Annotated in this window: 10 protein-coding genes and 1 pseudogene; 8 read left to right on the plus strand and 3 right to left on the minus strand. The window is 43.0% G+C overall.

What is annotated here, in order from left to right; translation table 11 throughout:
• Positions 1–98 precede the first annotated feature (98 nt).
• The 8 genes and pseudogenes from V7K62_RS06885 to V7K62_RS06915 all read left to right on the plus strand — a co-directional run bounded on the left by V7K62_RS06885 (position 99) and on the right by V7K62_RS06915 (position 10,773).
• A complete protein-coding gene (locus tag V7K62_RS06885) occupies positions 99–320 on the plus strand; it encodes a type II toxin-antitoxin system HicB family antitoxin (RefSeq protein ID WP_334862993.1) in 222 nt (73 codons plus the stop codon).
• Entirely contained in the window at positions 320–505 is a 186-nt protein-coding gene (locus V7K62_RS06890; protein ID WP_334862995.1) for a type II toxin-antitoxin system HicA family toxin, read from the plus strand. Before V7K62_RS06885 ends, V7K62_RS06890 begins: the two co-directional genes overlap by 1 nt.
• A gap of 1 nt (position 506) precedes the next feature.
• Positions 507–856, plus strand: a pseudogene (locus tag V7K62_RS31485) (hypothetical protein); the annotation flags it as partial.
• A 514-nt stretch (positions 857–1,370) separates the two neighbouring features.
• Complete coding sequence (locus V7K62_RS06895) at positions 1,371–1,811, plus strand: hypothetical protein (RefSeq protein ID WP_334862997.1); 441 nt, start codon at positions 1,371–1,373, stop codon at positions 1,809–1,811.
• A 371-nt stretch (positions 1,812–2,182) separates the two neighbouring features.
• On the plus strand, positions 2,183–2,998 hold the full coding sequence (locus V7K62_RS06900; RefSeq protein ID WP_334862998.1) for an NACHT domain-containing protein: 816 nt from the start codon (positions 2,183–2,185) through the stop codon (positions 2,996–2,998).
• A gap of 98 nt (positions 2,999–3,096) precedes the next feature.
• On the plus strand, positions 3,097–3,582 hold the full coding sequence (locus V7K62_RS06905; RefSeq protein WP_251955518.1) for a PIN domain-containing protein: 486 nt from the start codon (positions 3,097–3,099) through the stop codon (positions 3,580–3,582).
• A complete protein-coding gene (locus tag V7K62_RS06910; RefSeq protein ID WP_334863063.1) occupies positions 3,566–3,790 on the plus strand; it encodes a hypothetical protein in 225 nt (74 codons plus the stop codon). The genes V7K62_RS06905 and V7K62_RS06910 overlap by 17 nt, the downstream gene beginning before the upstream one ends.
• A gap of 362 nt (positions 3,791–4,152) precedes the next feature.
• Positions 4,153–10,773, plus strand: coding sequence for a HAMP domain-containing protein (locus tag V7K62_RS06915; RefSeq protein WP_334863003.1), 6,621 nt, complete (start codon positions 4,153–4,155; stop codon positions 10,771–10,773).
• On the opposite strand, the gene V7K62_RS06920 is transcribed toward V7K62_RS06915, so the two are convergent.
• From V7K62_RS06920 to V7K62_RS06930, 3 genes are all read right to left on the minus strand, one after another.
• On the minus strand, positions 10,762–11,001 hold the full coding sequence (locus tag V7K62_RS06920) for a hypothetical protein (protein ID WP_099101018.1): 240 nt from the start codon (positions 10,999–11,001) through the stop codon (positions 10,762–10,764). The genes V7K62_RS06915 and V7K62_RS06920 overlap by 12 nt on opposite strands.
• Complete coding sequence (locus V7K62_RS06925; protein WP_334863005.1) at positions 10,994–11,206, minus strand: hypothetical protein; 213 nt, start codon at positions 11,204–11,206, stop codon at positions 10,994–10,996. The genes V7K62_RS06920 and V7K62_RS06925 overlap by 8 nt, the downstream gene beginning before the upstream one ends.
• Positions 11,207–11,343: 137 nt before the next feature.
• Complete coding sequence (locus tag V7K62_RS06930) at positions 11,344–18,507, minus strand: AAA family ATPase (protein WP_334863006.1); 7,164 nt, start codon at positions 18,505–18,507, stop codon at positions 11,344–11,346.
• Positions 18,508–18,592: the final 85 nt, after the last annotated feature.

Below are 18,592 nucleotides of genomic sequence, written 5' to 3' on the forward strand. Positions count from 1 at the left end.
GAATGTTTAGAGGTAAGCGCTGAAAAAGGAGTCTGCAATGACTTAATATGTTAGTTATACAAGGCAAAATATAAACTTTGGTTCTGAAGCATCCAACAATGGAAAACTCTTTTACTGCTGTATTTGAAAAGATAGATGATTGGTATATCGGCTACGTTCAGGAGTTACCCGGCGCTAATATACAAGAGAGAACGCTGGAAGAAGCTAGAGAAAGTCTACGGGAAGCGATAGAGTTAATTCTAATATCAAATCGGGAACTCGCAGAGCAACAACTCTCCGGTAAAGATGTCGTCCGTGAACAGATTACTGTCAAATTATAGTGAAAAGACGTGAATTGATTCGCCATTTGGAAAAGAACGGCTGTTTGTTTCTTCGGGAGGGTGGAAGGCATACGATTTATTACAATTCATCAAACAACAGAACCTCGGCAGTTCCAAGACATACTGAGATTGTTGATATTCTAGCTATCAAGATTTGCAAAGATTTAGAAATTCCCCCACCCTAGTATCGAATTGTTAGATGATTTATTTCAACGGGCGGCTGATGGTGATGAACCGGAAGATCAGAATTTTATTAGAAGACATGCTTTAGAGGATGTTTTAAAAGTAGTTGGTTGTGATTTTAGGCACTTATTGATCCCCCCTAGCCCCCCTTAAAAAGGGGGGAACCGGAATCAAAGTCTCCCAATTTATCGGGGGATTTAGGGGGATCTAAAACGTTTTGTTACCGACAAGAGGACTTTTAAAACATCCTCTTAGCTTTAAAAGCTCAAGGTGTGGAAAATGTATCGGCGAGATTGTTTTCTAATCCGGCGGGTGATTTTGGTTCTTTGGTAAGAGTTGGAGGGGGTGACGGTTTAGAAAGTAGATGCGTTAAAACTTAAAATCAAGCGCTCCTACGCTTGAGACTGTGAAAATTTAAACCTTTGCAGCTAATATTACTTCATTTATAAGAAACGCTTAAGTTTTACTGGCAAATGTATAAGCCGTTGCCGCAAACGCTTAATACTTTGCAACAAATGCTCTTCCATGTATAAGAAATGCTTAAGTTTTTCTTGCAAATGTATAAGCCGTTGCCGCAAATGTTTAATACTTTGCAACAAATGCTATTCCATATATAAGAAATGCTTAAGTTTTTCTTGCAAATGTTTAATACTTTGCAACAAATGCTATTTCATATATAATAAACGCTTAAATCATTGCAGCAATTGTTGTAACTAACTTATTTACTACCTAAAATAAAATATAGTCTACGTGAAATTAACTAAGCTTTTAGAGATGCGATCGCAACTGATTTGCTATATTTTCCCATGACAATCAGAAATATGTTGGTATAAAACAGTACTAATAACCAAATAGCAGAGATGCATTATGGCACGTCGTAAAAGAAATTCCAGCGTTTTAGAACGAGCCGATCGCCGGATTGAAAGTTTACAATCTATCAGTGTAGAACTTGACTTTGGCCAAGGATTGACTATACAAGCTTACACCATGACAATTAACGATCTCCGGTCTAAGCTTGCTGCCTACAACACTACATTATCTACCATTGACAAACTCACAGATGACCTGAGTAACGCAGAAAAGGCTGTAATGACGATGTCAGAAAAAATGTTACTAGGAGTTGGCAGCCGTTACGGTAAAAACAGCCAAGAATACGAGATGGCGGGTGGTGCGCGACGAGGTAATGCCAAGAAGAAGCAAAGCGTACTAGGCAATTCCAAACCCACCAATTCTTTCGCAGCCGATTCTGTTAAGCTTTCTTCTGCAAATGAATCTATCAATGGGGTATCGGGTGCGATCGTGAGTTGAAAAAATACGTAGTGGCGTGTCAACTGTTAGCTTCCTCACCCGCCTGGGAATTAATTCCCAGGCTATAGCGGTTCTGAGTTGAGTGAGGTACAAGAACCCCACCCCCAACCCCCTCCCCGCAAGCGATGAGGGGGCTATGATGTACTTCATGTGATTAGGAAACGCTATAACAGCTAAAGTCTACTAAAGTAGACTCAAGATTTTTGAGTATATTTAGTCATCTTCAGATGACTTTTGCTATTAGCAAGGAACTTCAGTTCCTTGCGGGATATCAATTTTACTATTGTAGGACGGACACCATAGAAAGGATTGAGCGTTTTATTGTGTAGTATATAAAAGAGTGCTTAAAAGTCCTCGGTCAATTGACTACTATGGTTGCAGACCAGAGCATAGATTTTCATACGTATCTAGAATCTCTCACCGAGGATGACACATATAGAGAATGGCAAGATTTATACACGCCAACTGATGCCATAGACCGTCAAAGACTTGAACCCAAAAAATCGCGCAGAGGCTTCGAGTTGAGTTTGATGGTGCAAACAGTACCACAGCAACGAGAAGGTGAAACACCAGACAGAGAAAAAATTGAACAATTGAATATCCTCGAAGGGTTACGGAAGTATGCACCTGACCATGTATTACTAGTAGGAAGACCGGGTTCAGGCAAATCTACAGCTTTAGAACGTTTGTTGTGGGAAGAAGCTCAAAAGGGGAAACAAAGAGAACCAAATCAGAAAATTCCCGTGCTAGTGGAGTTAAGGCGCTACAAAACTTCGGTGCTGGATTTAATTCGGGACTTTTTGACTAGCTATCAGTTAAACCTAAACAGGATAGAGATTGAAAATCTACTGTTTACAGGGCGATTTTTGTTACTTGTAGACGGTTTGAATGAATTACCCAACGATGAAGCTAGACGAGATTTAGACGGATTTCGGCAGAAATACCGCCGAGTCACGCCGATGATTTTTACTACGCGGTATTTGGGGGTGGGGGGTGATTTGGGTATTGAAAAAAAACTGGAAATGCAACCCCTCACAGAAGCGCAGATGCAGCAGTTTGTCCGCGCCTATTTGCCAGAGGTGGGTGATAAAATGCTGCGACAGTTGGCAGGAGAAATAAAGCGGGAGTATCAGAAAGAAATAGTCGATTTAATTTTAGCTTTCGGAAGTCTCCGGCTCCGCTCCTGAGTTCTGAATTCTTCTTATAAAGCCCTCAAACAGGGCATAATGTAGAAATTACTCACGGAGTCAACCCGACTTAAATATGATTCAAATGAGTAAACACCATGAGCAAACAATATAAAATCTATCTTGATGCTTGTTGTTTGAATCGTCCGTTTGATGACCAGACGCAATCTCGTATTTATTTAGAAGCACAGGCAGTTATGACAATTCTAAATCAATGTCAATCAGTGGCTTGGAAACTGATCAACAGCAGTGCTTTAATCGCCGAATTAAACCAAACACCTGATTTAGAAAGACTACAAAACGTCAAAAAATTACTCGATATTGCTAAAATTAAAGTTATTAATAGCACCTTCATTGAAGACAGAGCCGCTCAACTTCAAAAATTAGGATTCTCCAGCTATGATGCCACCCACATTGCCAGCGCCGAAAGAAGTCAGGCTGATGTATTTCTCACAACAGATGACAGACTCTTCAAAAAAGCTCAAAAAAACTCTCAATTAATTAACGTATTGATTAATAATCCCGTTCAATGGCTGGCTGAAGTAATACAAGTCGAGGAAAGTAATGATGAAAACCCAAAATGAAATTATTAAACAGGGCTACGATGCCTTGATCAATTCTCTGGGAGTTCCCGATACTATTCGGTTTATTCAATATTTCAGTCCGGGTAAAGGAGACTACACCAAAGAACGTCATCAATGGCTAGATGAAAAAACTTTGACGGATGTATTGGTGGAGATTAAACAATTACCCGAAGACGACACCAATCAATATGATGAAATTATTGAGTAGCGATTTGGAGAATATTTGAATTAATCGCGCTATGCCTTTGACAACTTGGGGCGCACCACTACGTCCAAATTGAGGCATTTCCTAACCAAGCCTTCTTGCCTTGCCCGTTGAGAAATTTTAATTTCCCCCGTTATCATTAGAATGAGTACGTCTTACTAGTGCAAGCCTCAGTATCAGTGATTACCAGGGACATTCGACAGTTAAATAACTACATACTCCAAGCTAATCAAATTACCAAAGATTTGTTGCTATGGCTAGTACCAGAAAACTTAAAAACACTGATGAGAGTTAAAATCAACTTTCTGCTTGGATAAAACCTTTTTTAAACACAAAAACTCAGGAAATTTTTTAGAGATAAGGCTATGGCAACCGAACAGTTAACTAGAGACAGCGATAATCTAGATTTAAATCAGCTACTAAAAACGCTGAATGCTGTTAAACAAGGTGACTTCTCGGCTCGGATGCCCATAGATCATACTGGTGTGGCGGGGAAAATAGCTGATACGCTCAATGATATTATTGATCAAAATGAGCGGATGGCGGCGGAACTACAACGAATTGGTAATGTTGTCGGCAAAGAAGGGAAAATTGCCGATCGCGCCTCTCTCGGAGATGTTCGAGGTTCATGGTCACATTGTGTTACTTCTGTCAATACTCTCATTACAGATTTAGTTCAACCAACAGCTGAAACTACGCGGGTGATTCGGGCTGTCGCCAATGGTGACTTATCCCAAACGATCGCTACAGAAATTGATGGCAGACCTCTCGAAGGTGAGTTTCTCCAAACTGCTAATATTGTTAACACGATGGTAGATCGGCTTGGTTCTTTTGCATCGGAAGTAACGCGGGTGGCGCGTGAGGTGGGAACTGAGGGTAAGTTGGGTGTCCAAGCCGAAGTCCAAGGTGTGGCTGGCACTTGGAAAGATTTGACTGATAACGTTAACTTGATGGCGGGTAATCTCACTGGACAAGTTCGCAACATCGCCGAAGTTGCGACTGCGATCGCAAATGGTGACTTATCTAAAAAAATCACTGTTAATGTGAAAGGCGAAATTCTGGAACTAAAGAACACCGTCAACACGATGGTGGATCAACTGAATTCTTTTGCATCGGAAGTAACGCGAGTTGCCCGTGAAGTGGGAACTGAAGGGAAGTTGGGCGTACAAGCAGAAGTTAAGGGTGTAGCAGGAACTTGGAAGGATCTCACTGACAACGTTAATTTGATGGCAGGGAATTTGACTGCCCAAGTCCGTAACATTGCGGAAGTGACAACGGCGGTAGCTAATGGCGACCTTTCTAAAAAAATCACTGTTGATGTCAAAGGCGAAATTTTAGAGTTGAAAAACACCGTTAACATCATGGTGGATCAACTTAATTCCTTTGCATCAGAAGTCACAAGAGTTGCCCGTGAGGTGGGTGCAGAAGGTAAATTAGGCGGTCAAGCAGAAGTTCGCGGGGTAGCGGGTACTTGGAAAGACCTTACCGATAGTGTGAATTTCATGGCGGGAAGCTTGACGGCACAGGTGCGGAATATTGCCGAAGTTACTACGGCTGTGGCAAATGGCGACTTATCTAAGAAAATCACTGTGGATGTCAAAGGCGAAATTTTAGAGTTGAAAAATACCATCAACACAATGGTGGATCAACTCAATTCCTTTGCATCAGAAGTGACGCGGGTGGCGCGGGAAGTGGGAACAGAAGGAAAGTTGGGCGTACAAGCAGAAGTGCGGGGAGTAGCGGGGACTTGGAAAGATTTAACTGACAACGTTAACTTGATGGCGGGTAATCTCACCGGACAGGTGCGAAATATTGCCGAAGTTGCCACTGCGATCGCAAATGGCGATCTATCCAAAAAAATTACCGTCGATGTTAGAGGTGAAATTCTCGAACTCAAGAATACCATCAATATAATGGTGGATCAACTCAGTTCTTTTGCCAGTGAAGTAACAAGGGTTGCGCGTGAAGTGGGCAGTGAGGGTAAACTAGGTGTCCAAGCCGATGTGCGCGGCGTGGCTGGTACTTGGAAAGATTTGACCGACAGCGTAAACTTCATGGCGGGAAGCTTGACGGCGCAGGTGCGGAATATTGCCGAAGTGACTACGGCTGTGGCAACTGGCGACCTTTCTAAGAAAATCACTGTTGATGTCAAAGGTGAAATTCTGGAGTTGAAAAATACCATTAATACAATGGTAGATCAACTCAATTCCTTTGCATCAGAAGTAACAAGGGTTGCCCGTGAGGTGGGAAGTGAAGGTAAACTGGGCGTGCAAGCAGAGGTGCGCGGCGTAGCTGGCACTTGGAAAGATTTAACCGACAGCGTAAACTTCATGGCGGGAAGCTTGACGGCGCAGGTGCGAAATATTGCCGAAGTGACTACGGCGGTTGCAACAGGCGACTTATCCAAGAAAATCACTGTCGATGTCAAAGGTGAAATTCTGGAGTTGAAAAATACCATCAACACAATGGTAGATCAACTCAGTTCCTTTGCAAGTGAAGTGACGCGAGTCGCCCGTGAAGTGGGAACTGAAGGTAAATTGGGTGTACAAGCGGAAGTGAAAGACGTTGCTGGGACTTGGAAAGATTTAACCGACAGCGTGAACTTTATGGCGGGAAGCTTGACGGCGCAGGTGCGGAACATTGCTGAAGTTACGACTGCGATCGCCAATGGTGATTTATCTAAGAAAATTACTGTTGCTGTCAAAGGCGAAATTCTCGAACTCAAGAATACCATCAATATCATGGTGGATCAACTCAACTCCTTTGCAAGTGAAGTTACAAGAGTTGCCCGTGAGGTGGGAAGCGAGGGTAAACTAGGTGTCCAAGCAGATGTGCGCGGCGTAGCTGGAACTTGGAAAGATTTAACTGATAGCGTGAACTTTATGGCGGGAAGCTTAACGGCACAGGTGCGAAACATTGCCGCCGTTACCACCGCCGTAGCTAATGGCGACTTATCTAAAAAAATCTCCGTTGATGTCAAAGGTGAAATTTTAGAGTTGAAAAACACCGTCAACACAATGGTAGATCAACTCAATTCCTTTGCAAGTGAAGTTACAAGAGTTGCCCGTGAAGTGGGAACTGAAGGGAAGTTGGGCGTACAAGCGGAAGTTAAAGGTGTAGCCGGCACTTGGAAAGATCTCACCGACAGCGTAAACTTCATGGCGGGAAGCTTGACGGCGCAAGTGCGGAATATTGCCGAAGTTACCACCGCCGTCGCAAATGGCGACTTATCTAAGAAAATCACCGTCGATGTGAAAGGGGAAATTCAGGAACTTAAAAACACCATTAATACAATGGTGGATCAGCTTAATTCCTTTGCATCAGAAGTTACCAGGGTTGCCCGTGAGGTGGGAACTGAAGGTAAATTGGGTGTACAAGCTTACGTCAGAGGAGTAGCTGGGACTTGGAAAGATTTGACGGATAACGTGAACTCAATGGCGGGGAATCTCACCGGACAAGTTCGCAACATCGCCGAAGTTACGAAAGCGGTGGCTAATGGCGACTTATCTAAGAAAATTACCGTCGATGCCAAAGGCGAAATTTTAGATTTGAAGAATACTACCAACACGATGGTAGATCAACTCAGTTCCTTTGCCAGTGAAGTAACGCGGGTGGCGCGGGAAGTGGGAACTGAAGGGAAGTTGGGCGGACAAGCCCAAGTCCAAGGTGTTGCCGGGACTTGGAAAGATTTGACGGATAACGTTAACTCGATGGCGGGGAACTTGACGGCACAAGTGCGCGGTATTGCCAGAGTTGTAACCGCAGTTGCTAACGGTGACTTGAAACGGAAACTGATGTTAGATGCTAAGGGAGAAATTGAAACCTTGGCAGAGACAATCAACGAGATGATTGATACGCTAGCGACCTTTGCCAATCAAGTAACCACAGTGGCGCGAGAAGTGGGAATTGAAGGGAAGTTGGGCGGACAAGCGAGAGTACCTGGGGCGGCTGGGACTTGGAAAGATTTGACAGATAATGTGAATGAACTTGCTGCTACACTTACTACCCAGTTGCGAGCGATCGCAGAAGTTGCTACAGCTGTAACTAAGGGTGATTTAACTCGTTCAATTGCCGTCGAAGCACTAGGGGAAGTAGCGATACTTAAAGACAACATTAACCAGATGATTGCCAATCTGCGAGAGACAACGCAGAAAAACACCGAACAAGATTGGTTGAAAACTAACTTAGCCAAGTTTACCCGAATGCTCCAGGGTCAGCGAGACTTAGAAACTGTATCTAAACTAATTCTCTCAGAACTAGCACCCTTGGTAGGAGCGCAACACGGCGTATTCTTCCTGATGGAGTCTCTGGAAAATACACCATATTTAAAACTAATTAGTAGCTACGCTTACCGCGAACGCAGACATCTAGCTAACCGCTTCCAATTAGGTGAAGGCTTGGTGGGACAATGCGCTTTAGAAAAAGAGCGAATACTGTTGACGGAGGTGCCAAGCGATTATATCAGAATTTCCTCTGGTTTAGGAGAAGCCACACCCCTGAATGCCGTAGTGTTACCTGTACTTTTTGAAGGACAAGTGACAGCAGTGATTGAATTAGCATCCTTTCGCCGCTTTAGCGAAATTCATCTGACATTCTTCGACCAGCTTACCGAAAGTATCGCGATCGTTCTCAACACGATCGCCGCATCGATGCGAACTGAAGAATTACTCAAGCAGTCGCAATCTTTGGCTGAAGAACTCCAAACCCAGCAAAGCGAACTCCGGGAAACCAACAAGCGTTTAGAACAACAAGCCCAATCACTCAAAACCTCCGAAGATTTACTCAAAGGACAGCAAGAGGAATTGCAACAAACCAACGCCGAATTAGAAGAAAAGGCAGAGTTGTTGGCGATGCAGAAAAAAGAAGTCGAGCGCAAAAATCGCGAAATTGAACAAGCAAGACTGTCTTTAGAAGACAAGGCCGAACAACTCGCCCTTTCCTCAAAATACAAATCAGAATTTCTCGCCAACATGTCCCATGAACTGCGGACACCCCTAAACAGCTTGTTGATTTTGGCGAAATTGTTAACAGATAACGTTGATAACAACCTTACCAGCAAGCAAGTGGAATACAGCCAGACAATTTACTCAGCCGGTACTGATTTGTTGACATTAATCAATGACATTCTGGATCTCGCTAAAATTGAATCGGGAACCATGTCCATTGACATGACCCAAATGCCATTAGCAGAGTTGGGTGAGCAGACTGAGCGCACCTTCCGCCAAATCGCTCAGAGTAAAAGACTTGCCTTCGTTATTGAATTTACTCCCGAATTGCCAAACAGCATTTATACAGATGTCAAACGCATACAACAGGTGTTGAAAAATCTCCTCTCCAACGCTTTTAAATTTACAGAGCAAGGAGAGGTACGCTTACGGATTGCGGTGGCGAAGCTAGGGTGGAGCAACGACCACGAAACCTTAAATTGTGCCCAGCTTGTGATTGCTTTCTCAGTCAGCGATACAGGCATTGGCATTGCCCCCGAAAAACAAAAAGTGATTTTCGAGGCATTCCAGCAAGCCGATGGCTCTACCAGTCGCAGATACGGCGGTACCGGATTGGGCTTATCAATTAGTCGCGAAATCGCCCGTCTCTTCGGCGGCGAAATTAAACTAATTAGTCAACCAGGTGAAGGTAGCACCTTTACATTCTATTTACCACAATTGAGTGCTGAGTCTAGATCGACACTCCCCATTCCCCACGGGCTGAAGCCTAGCTATCCGCTAACAGCACTCAGCACTCAGCAGGGGCTAAACCCTAGCCATCCGCTAACAGCACTCATAAATGACGATCGCACTACTATTGAAAGAGGCGATCGCGTGTTACTAATTGTCGAAGATGACGTTAATTTTGCGCGTATCCTTCTCGATATGGCGCAACAACAAGGATTCAAGGTGATAGCTGCCCAAACCGGTAGTACAGGTTTAATGCTAGCGCAGCAATTCCTGCCTTCAGCCATTTTGCTAGATATCCGGTTGCCAGAAATGGATGGTTGGACGGTATTAGATCGTCTCAAACATGACCCAAATACCCGTCACATTCCCGTACACATCATGACCGTTGAGGAAGGGAGACAACGCGGTTTACAACTAGGTGCGATCGCATATCTGCAAAAGCCCTTAACCAGCGAGACAATATCTGAGGCGTTGGCCAAAATTAAAGGTTTTGTTGAGCGCCAGGTGAAAAATTTATTGGTAGTCGAAGATGATGATACTCAACGGCTGAGTATTGTTGAGTTGATTGGCAACAGCGATGTTTCAACCACTGCTGTAGCCACTGGTGCAGCAGCTTTAGAAGCTATTCGCGCCCAGCATTTTGATTGCCTTGTCCTCGATTTAGGGCTACCCGACATGACCGGGTTTGAACTGATCGAGCAGATAAAGCTTTTACCTCACGGTAAAACTTTACCAATTATTGTCTATACAGGTAGAGAAATTAGCAAAGCTCAAGAAACGGAACTCAGACGGATTGCCGAGACAATCATTATTAAAGATGTGCGATCGCCCGAACGTCTCCTCGATGAAACAGCATTATTTTTACACCGAGTCCAAGCAAATTTACCTGCACCGAAGCGCCAAATACTCGAACAACTGCATTCACAAGACTACTTACTCACTGGCAAAACAGCGCTAATTGTAGACGACGATATGCGGAATATCTTCGCCCTTACGAGTATGCTGGAGCGTTATCAAATCCAGGTTTTATATGCTGAAAACGGCAGGGAGGGGATTACCCTGTTAGAAAATACACCAGATATTGATGTCGTTTTGATGGATGTAATGATGCCAGAAATGGATGGTTACGAAACAACACGCACGATCCGCCAGAACGATCGATTTAAATCTTTGCCGATTATTGCACTGACCGCTAAAGCCATGCAAGGCGATCGCGAAAAGTGTATTCAAGCCGGTGCATCAGACTACATCACCAAACCCGTAGATACCGAACAATTGCTTTCACTGTTGCGTGTTTGGCTATATCGTTGATACTACTGTAAAACCTTTACTGCATTTTTGAATTAACAGCCAACGGTCAGAGTCTTTGTCCAGTGCTGGCTTGAGACGAAAATTAAAAACATCCTCCCACACTTCTACGCCGTGAGTAGAGGCAAAATCAATCTCAAGCTCTTTAAAACGTGGGTAGTCCCGTTCGCCAATCGCTGTCAGCATAGGAAGTAAGGCGGTTAACGGTATTTGGGTTGCTGTCTCAGTCATCTGGGTAGTCCTCAAAAATACAAATTATTGGTAGGGGTTCGTCTTCTGTGTCGATTATTTCGACTAATCGTTTACCTGTGTTTCTGGCTATTCTTTTACAGCGTTCCTCGGACGCTGCTGCTGACCATTGCCTAGTTTCTTGGAAGGGGTCAAATTTGCCCTGAGAGCGCCTTATACTCTCGTTTGGCTGTTTTTCTTGGGTCAAATTACCTCCTTATTGTGTTGTACATGATCGCTGACCTCCTCTAGCAGGATCAAGCCCTAACTGAACCTTATTGACTTTTAATCGGTTAGAGTGAAGCAATTGACTCTGCCAAAATTGTAACCTGCTATATTCCACCATCATGCCAAATCGGGAACCAATGACACGATCGCCTTTACCAATTCCTCTGGATCTACAGGCTTAGAAATATGCTGTTGAAATCCAGCAGCGATCGCTTGTTGATGATCCATCTCACCAGCATAAGCAGTTAAAGCGATCGCCGGAATTCTCCCCCCTTGCTCTGGTTCCAAACTTCTCACCTGTCGCATCAGCATATAGCCATCCATTTCTGGCATCCCAATATCGCTGATAATCAGATTTGGCTGGGATTGACTCAATGCAGTTAAAGCTTCAATCGCTGAGGCTGCAACGGTAACAGTTGCACCATATTGCTCCAGCATGAAGGGCAAGAATTCTCGCATATCTGCATCATCATCCACCACCAGAATCTCCAAGCCAAACAGCGGCGAAGACTGAGCTGCCACCAGTGAGGAGTTATCTTTTGCATCCTTGATTTTTTTGCTTTCATCCTGTAAGTATGGAAGTCTGACAGTGAAAGTTGCTCCTTTACCTTCGCCCAGACTTTCTGCTTGCACAGTTCCCCCGTGAAGTTCCACAAGATGGCGAACGATCGCTAATCCTAAACCTAAACCGCCAAATTTTCGAGTTGTCGCACCATCTGCTTGACGGAAATAATCAAATACATAAGGTAAGAACTCAGGTGCAATTCCCTTCCCTGTGTCAGTTACACGGATTTGTACCTGTGAGGCAACTTGCTCTAATTTAATTTTTACCTGTCCACCGATGGGAGTAAACTTAATGGCATTAGAAAAGATATTCCAAATGACTTGTTGCAATCGATTGGCATCGCCTAAAACTTCCCCGACACCAGATTCAAGAATTGTCTGAATCTGGATAGACTTAGCCTCCGCCGCTAAACGCACTGTCTCGATCGCAGCTTCAATCACTGATACCAAATTAATCCGGTCGAAGTTAAGGTTAAGTTTACCCTGAAGGATGCGAGAAACATCCAGCAAATCTTCAATTAATTGGGTTTGCAACTTGGCATTGCGCTCAATGGTTTCTAGGGCGCGATCGCTTGTTGCTTGATCAAGCTTGCGGCTCCGCATCAGTTTTGCCCAACCCAGAATCGGGTTAAGCGGTGTTCTCAGTTCATGGGATAGCACAGCGAGAAATTCATCTTTGATGCGATTTGCGGATTCCGCAGCGCTTCGTGCCATTCGTTCGGCTTCATAGAGATGGGCGCGAGCGATCGCTTGGGCGCATTGTTGAGCAACAGCCAAGATAAATGCTTGATCTTCTCCACTAAGTTGTTGAGGCTGGGTAAATCCCAAAGTTATACCGCCAACTGCCCAACCTTCTACCATCAATGGAATAGAAATCCAGGCTTCAAAGTCATATTGGGCGTAAGCTTCAGCTAAATGGGGATAACGAGCTACCCGATTTTGTATTGGTTCAGCCCAAAGAGGTTTCCCAGTTCGCACAGCTTCTGCTAAGGGAGAGGGTGAATCGATGGCAAAATTACGCCAAACGTCGATAAAATCCTGCTTATAGCCAACCGCACGCACAATTTCCAGTTCAGTTTTACTTTCATTCAGCAAAGCAACAAGGGCACAACTGGCTCCCAAAGCAGCCATACTCTGCTCCACAATCACTTCAGATACTTGGGTAGGTGTCAGGGATTCTGAAAGGGCAGCCGTAATGGATTGGAGACGGGCAATGCGCTCTAAGGCTCGCTCTGCCGTTTTCTGTGCTTGCTGTGCTTCTTGGTAAAGGCGGGCATTATCGATGGCGATCGCTGCTTGATGGGCAACATCTTCTGCTAATGACAAGTCAGCCGTACTGTAATGACGTTTTGATTCAGCAATCGCAAAAGAAATTGCACCAAAAATTCTTTCACGTGCCATCAAAGGCAAGATTATACAGGACTTTAAACCAAGTTCACGCAGAATCCGCAGATGTTCTGCATCTGGGATGGCTGCTGCTAGGGCTGCATCTGAAATTTCAGTTACCATTTCAGCAAGTCCTGTACGCAGCACTTTTGGCACACCTCCAGGTTCATCCAACTTTCTGGGATAATGCTGATGAAGTTCCCAACCGAGTTTTACTTTCTCTGGATCTCGGTGAGCAACTGCTACCCGATTAATTGATTGGTTGTCTTGCAAAAGATCAACGCCGCACCAATCGGCGAAGTAAGGCACAACCAGGTTAGCCACACTTGCTAGTGTGCTTTCGTAATCGAGGGAAGAGGCGAGGGTTGCACTGACTTGAGCCAAAAACGCTGCTCGTTCTTGATCGGCTTCTGCTTCCTGTCGGGCGGTTTGCTCTTGAATCAGTTGGATACGTTCGGCTTCAGATTGTTTGCGAGCTGTGATATCAAGCACAACACCACTCATGTGTGTAGCTTTCCCAGTTTCGTTGAAAAAGGCTTTTCCCCGACAGGATGCGTGGCGGATACTGCCGTCATCTTGAATAATTCGATATTCTAAATTATGCTCCACGCCTTCGTTAATCGCTCGACTCAAAGATTCAGCCAGCAATCCCCGATCATCTGGATGCAGACGAGCTAAAATTGCTTCGGAAGTCCCAGCAAAGGTTTCAGGTGTCAACCCAAATAGTTGATAAATCTGCTCATCCCAGTCAAAGCGATCGCTGGTTATATCCCAACTCCAAACACCGATTTTGGCAGATTTTAACGCCAAATTAAGTTGTGCTTGGCTGTTTTCTAAACCTTGATAAAGACGAGCATTTTCTAGAGAGATGGCAATTTGAACTGTCAAGATTTTCAGTACAGAAAGTTTTTCCTGTGTAAAGGCGCTGGAGAGCAGATTATTTTCTAAATATAAAATACCAAGTAATTTCGACTGACGGGCGATCGGCAAACAAAGTACAGATTTCGGTTGCTTTTGAATTACATACTCGTCTTGAGAAAATAGATTATCCTCGGTGGCATTCTGCAAAATCACTGTTTTTTGAGTTCGCTGGACATAATTCAGCATTGATTTAGGAATAACCTGTGAAATTTCACCCTCTAATACAGGTCGAAAAACATTAAGCTTTTCTGCTTGGGGATTAACCTTAGCTTCTACTTCAATCACCAAATTTTGATCGTGTTCAAGCAACAAATAACCGATTTCTGCTCCGGCTTGCTCAATGACAATTTGCATTAATGTTTTCAACAACCGCGAAAAAACAATTTCACTACTTATGGTTTGAGAGGCTTTAACTACCGATAGAAAGTCTAGATGTTCACCTGTGCTGAAAAACGTATCGTTAGAGACAAGCTGTTGCTGTGGTAATAGCTGAGGATAGGATTCTTCCAGGTGCTTGACTTTAGCAAATGCCTCCCAGCGCAGATATGCATTTTTAGCTACTTGTAAGTAGGTTTTGGCAATTAATTCAAACTCACGTTCCAAGTAAAACTTACCACCTAGCTCATTAGCCAAAGCTTCATATTGTACAAATCCCTGCTCACGGGCTGAAGCAATTGATTGCTCATACAAACGCATTGCTTCCAAGTCTCTACCTTGAATCCGAGCTATTTCAGCAGCGACTAATTGAGACTTATGTAAGAAATTTTCCGGGCAGTGTTTAGCCCAGTATTGCAATTGCTGCTGATGGGATTCTAAGGTTTGCAAAAACTGTTCTTGCTCTTGAGAAGATACTGTTAGATAAAGAGCCGTTAGAGTCAGTGAGTAATATAAAATGTAATCTGTTTCAATTGGTAATGCTAATGTTGCAACTGGAAATTTTGATAATTTTAAGGCAGAATTAAGCGCCTCTGTATACTGTCGATATGTAAAAAAGATAATTAATTTGATAATGTGATAAAAAATAATTCCACTAACAAACCCTGCATCTCTAATCACAGACAATGCGCGTGATTCATCAAAATTATCATCACTTAGAGTCAGATTTTGGTGAGTTAGTCCACGCAGATTCATCAGTAGCATTTGCTGTAATCTGATTGTCTGATAGACAGCCTCATGTTTAGACTGGCGGGCGAAGATAATATATTTTTCTAGAGATTTATATGTATCTGCAAGTGGAGAGCCTAACTGGATAATTTGCCAGGAGGCTTGATAGCCGTTATAGTTTGCCATCGTCACATCACCTGCTTCTACACAGCCGATAAATCCCCGTTCTAAAAAGGGAATATTGCTGGCAATATGGTTACACCAAACGTTAATATGACTTCCATGAATGTGTAGAACAACTCCTCTAAGTTTCAAGTCATGTAACTTTTCATTTAATTGAATTGTCATCTCGGAAAATGCGTAGCCTGTAGGAATATCATGGAAGATGGAAACTAACAACATGGCGTACATGCTGTAAGCAAAACAGGAATCTTCTGTATTACCAAACTTGAGTGAGTAGTTAACTGCTTTAAGTACGACTAAGGGAAAGAGATCAGGTCTACCGAGATAAGTCGGTGGGCCCAAAGTAGTCAACAGACTAATCAGTGTCTTAATATTTGGATCTTCGATTACCGGAGCATCAATTAAATCAGAGACTTGTCTATCACCTAAATTTATTAATACCTGGTTTTTTTCAATTGCGATCAGCGCTTCTCTGCGAGAGGCTTCGCCAACGCTGCTGCGCTTCGCTATCGCACTTTGCACTTGCTCATTTGAATCAGGAAATATTACCCCAAAAAGTTTTAAAGCTTCTAATCCCAATGTCAGCGCCTCTTCATACCTACCTGCAACTTGATAGAGTCTGATTTGCAGCATATAAATATTAGATTCGTCCAAATGAGATTCTGCTTTCAGCAATAGTAGCTCAAATAATTCTTCCGCTTGCTCTAAATTTCCTGTTAAGAATTCACACTCAGCCCGTTCTCTAAATAAAGTAAATGTTTGTTTATATTGTTCAATCCAGGCATTTTCAGCCAAAAGATTCATCGCCACGCTAAAAAATCTTTTCGCAGGAGTGTAGGCTGTGGAAGCTTTTGCCTTTTTACCAGCGATTAAATTCAATCGTACCAATTCATCTTTTTCTGTTTGTTCAATAATCAGATCCACTGCGAGATTAAGCTGATTGACTAAATTAAAAATTTGCTCATTCACTTGTTCATGACTAGCATTCTTCAGCAAAATTTGCCCAATCTTCAGGTGAACAGCCGACTTTGATTCATCGGCAATTAAGGAGTATGCGGCTTGTTGAACTCGGTCATGGTAGAAACGATAGTTTTTATCAACACTTTCATCTGACTCAATGGAAATAATTAATCCTCTTAAAATTGCTTCAATAAGTGCATTTGCCGTTTCTTCAATAGATTGTTCACCAACAAGTGCCAAAACTTCTAAATCAAAGCGATTACCGATGCAAGAGGCTAACTTAAGCACCTTTTGAGTTGCAAGTGGAAGTTTTTGCATCCCCTCAATCATCAAACTAACAATATTATCTGTAATACCTTGAGCTTCAATCTCAGCTAGATTCCATTGCCATCCCCCTTTACTTCCCACCTTGCTAAGGGGGGAAGTAAAGGGGTGAAAATTTAGCAGATTTTCTTGATGCAGTATTTTGAGAAATTCATTGACAAAAAAAGGATTCCCGTCAGTTTTTTGGATAATCAATTGAGCGAGGGGTTCTACTTGTTCTGCTGAACTATGCAAGGTATCAGCAATTAACTGATTGACATAGACAAGATTCAACGGTGTCAGCAAAATTTCAGTAGTTCTTGCTCCATACTCGCGAACCTCCTCCATCATCAAATTGAAGGGATGGACAACATCTATTTCGTTATCTCGATACGCCAAAATGAAGCAGAGATACTGGATATTAGAGCCAGTAATAATAGTTTGAATCAAATTCAAAGTAGCGCTATCTGCCCACTGCATATCATCTAAAAAAACAGTGAGTGGATGGTCTTTTTGAGCAAAGACATTGATGAAATTCTGAAACACCAAATTAAATCGGTTTTGAGATTCGGCAGGCCCCAACTCTGGGATAGAAGGCTGTTCTCCAACGATTAGTTCAACTTCTGGAATTACATCTGTGATTAGTCTGCCATTGTTCCCTAATGCTGCTTGTATTCGCTTTTTGCAGGTAGCAAGTTGATTTTCTGGCTCAGTTAAAATTTGTCGAGCAAGTGTTTGAAAAGCTTGAACAATGGTGGAATAAGGAATATCTCGTTTATACTGATCAAACTTACCAGAGATAAAAACCCCGCGTTCTCTGACAATGGACTTGTGAATCTCCTTCACCAGCGAAGATTTACCAACGCCAGCATAGCCAGAAACGAGGACAACTTCTGGTTTACCTTGACTAACAACTCGCTCAAATGCTTGTAGAAGCTTGGCAATTTCTGGTTCTCGCCCATACAATTTTTGAGGAATTTGAAAGCGCTCTGAGATATCTTCCTCACCTAAAACAAAGGATTGAATTTGTCCGGTTGTCTCCAATTGCTTTAAGCATCGTTCCAAATCAAATTGCAAACCTAAAGCGCTCTGATACCTTTGTTCTGCAACCTTCGACAGCAATTTGATGATAATCTCACAGAGCATTTGAGGAATATCAGAGTTCAGCTTGTTCGGATATAACGGAGATTTGGCAATATGACAATGCACCCACTCTAAAGGGTCTTTGCCTTGAAATGGTAGCTGACCTGTGAGCATCTCATAAAAGGTGACTCCCAGTGAATACAAATCACTACGATGGTCAATTCCTCGATTCATCCGCCCGGTTTGCTCAGGTGACAAATAAGGTAGACTGCCTTCAATGCGACTGGAACTGCTAACTATTTGCTGCTGGTATGGAATAAAGGCAGCAATTCCAAAATCGACAATTTTAACCTGATTAGTTTCCAGGTTAACTAAGATATTTTGCGGCTTAATATCCTTGTGGACAATGTTACAAGTGTGGATTTGGGCAAGTTTGCTGGTGATTTCAATGGCAATCTTCAGAAACGGTAGAGGCTGTTGAAATTGGTCTAGAAACTGATCGAGCGATCGCGCCTCAAAATCCTCCATAATTAAATAAGGGATTCCCTGATGCATCTCTAAGGCATAGACTTTGACTGCTGCTGTGGTGTTTAACCTTTGAGCGATCGCATACTCATGTTTGAGTTGTTCGATATTATTGGGTGTACACTGTTCTGGATGTAGCCCTTTGATAATTACCGGACACTGATCTTTAACCTTAATTCCACGATATATGACTGCTTTTACCCCTGCTTTTAACAAAGTAACAATTTTAAATCCGGGTAATGCAATCATCATGCCAAATACTCCAGCCGTGCTTCTTCAGGGATAATCCGAGCTTAATTGTATTTTAGATACATTTCTTTGGGCAGATGAAATTTAG

The organism is Nostoc sp. (genome assembly GCF_036917935.1).
In the GTDB taxonomy this organism is placed as follows: Bacteria; Cyanobacteriota; Cyanobacteriia; order Cyanobacteriales; family Nostocaceae; genus Nostoc.

Bases quoted from the DNA above. Each gene is read 5' to 3' on its own strand.
- V7K62_RS06885 (WP_334862993.1), top strand. From the start codon at position 99: ATGGAAAACTCTTTTACTGCTGTATTTGAAAAGATAGATGATTGGTAT.
- V7K62_RS06895 (WP_334862997.1), top strand. From the start codon at position 1,371: ATGGCACGTCGTAAAAGAAATTCCAGCGTTTTAGAACGAGCCGATCGC.
- V7K62_RS06900 (WP_334862998.1), top strand. From the start codon at position 2,183: ATGGTTGCAGACCAGAGCATAGATTTTCATACGTATCTAGAATCTCTC.
- V7K62_RS06905 (WP_251955518.1), top strand. From the start codon at position 3,097: ATGAGCAAACAATATAAAATCTATCTTGATGCTTGTTGTTTGAATCGT.
- V7K62_RS06910 (WP_334863063.1), top strand. From the start codon at position 3,566: ATGAAAACCCAAAATGAAATTATTAAACAGGGCTACGATGCCTTGATC.
- V7K62_RS06915 (WP_334863003.1), top strand. From the start codon at position 4,153: ATGGCAACCGAACAGTTAACTAGAGACAGCGATAATCTAGATTTAAAT.
- V7K62_RS06920 (WP_099101018.1), bottom strand. From the start codon at position 11,001: ATGACTGAGACAGCAACCCAAATACCGTTAACCGCCTTACTTCCTATG.
- V7K62_RS06930 (WP_334863006.1), bottom strand. From the start codon at position 18,507: ATGATGATTGCATTACCCGGATTTAAAATTGTTACTTTGTTAAAAGCA.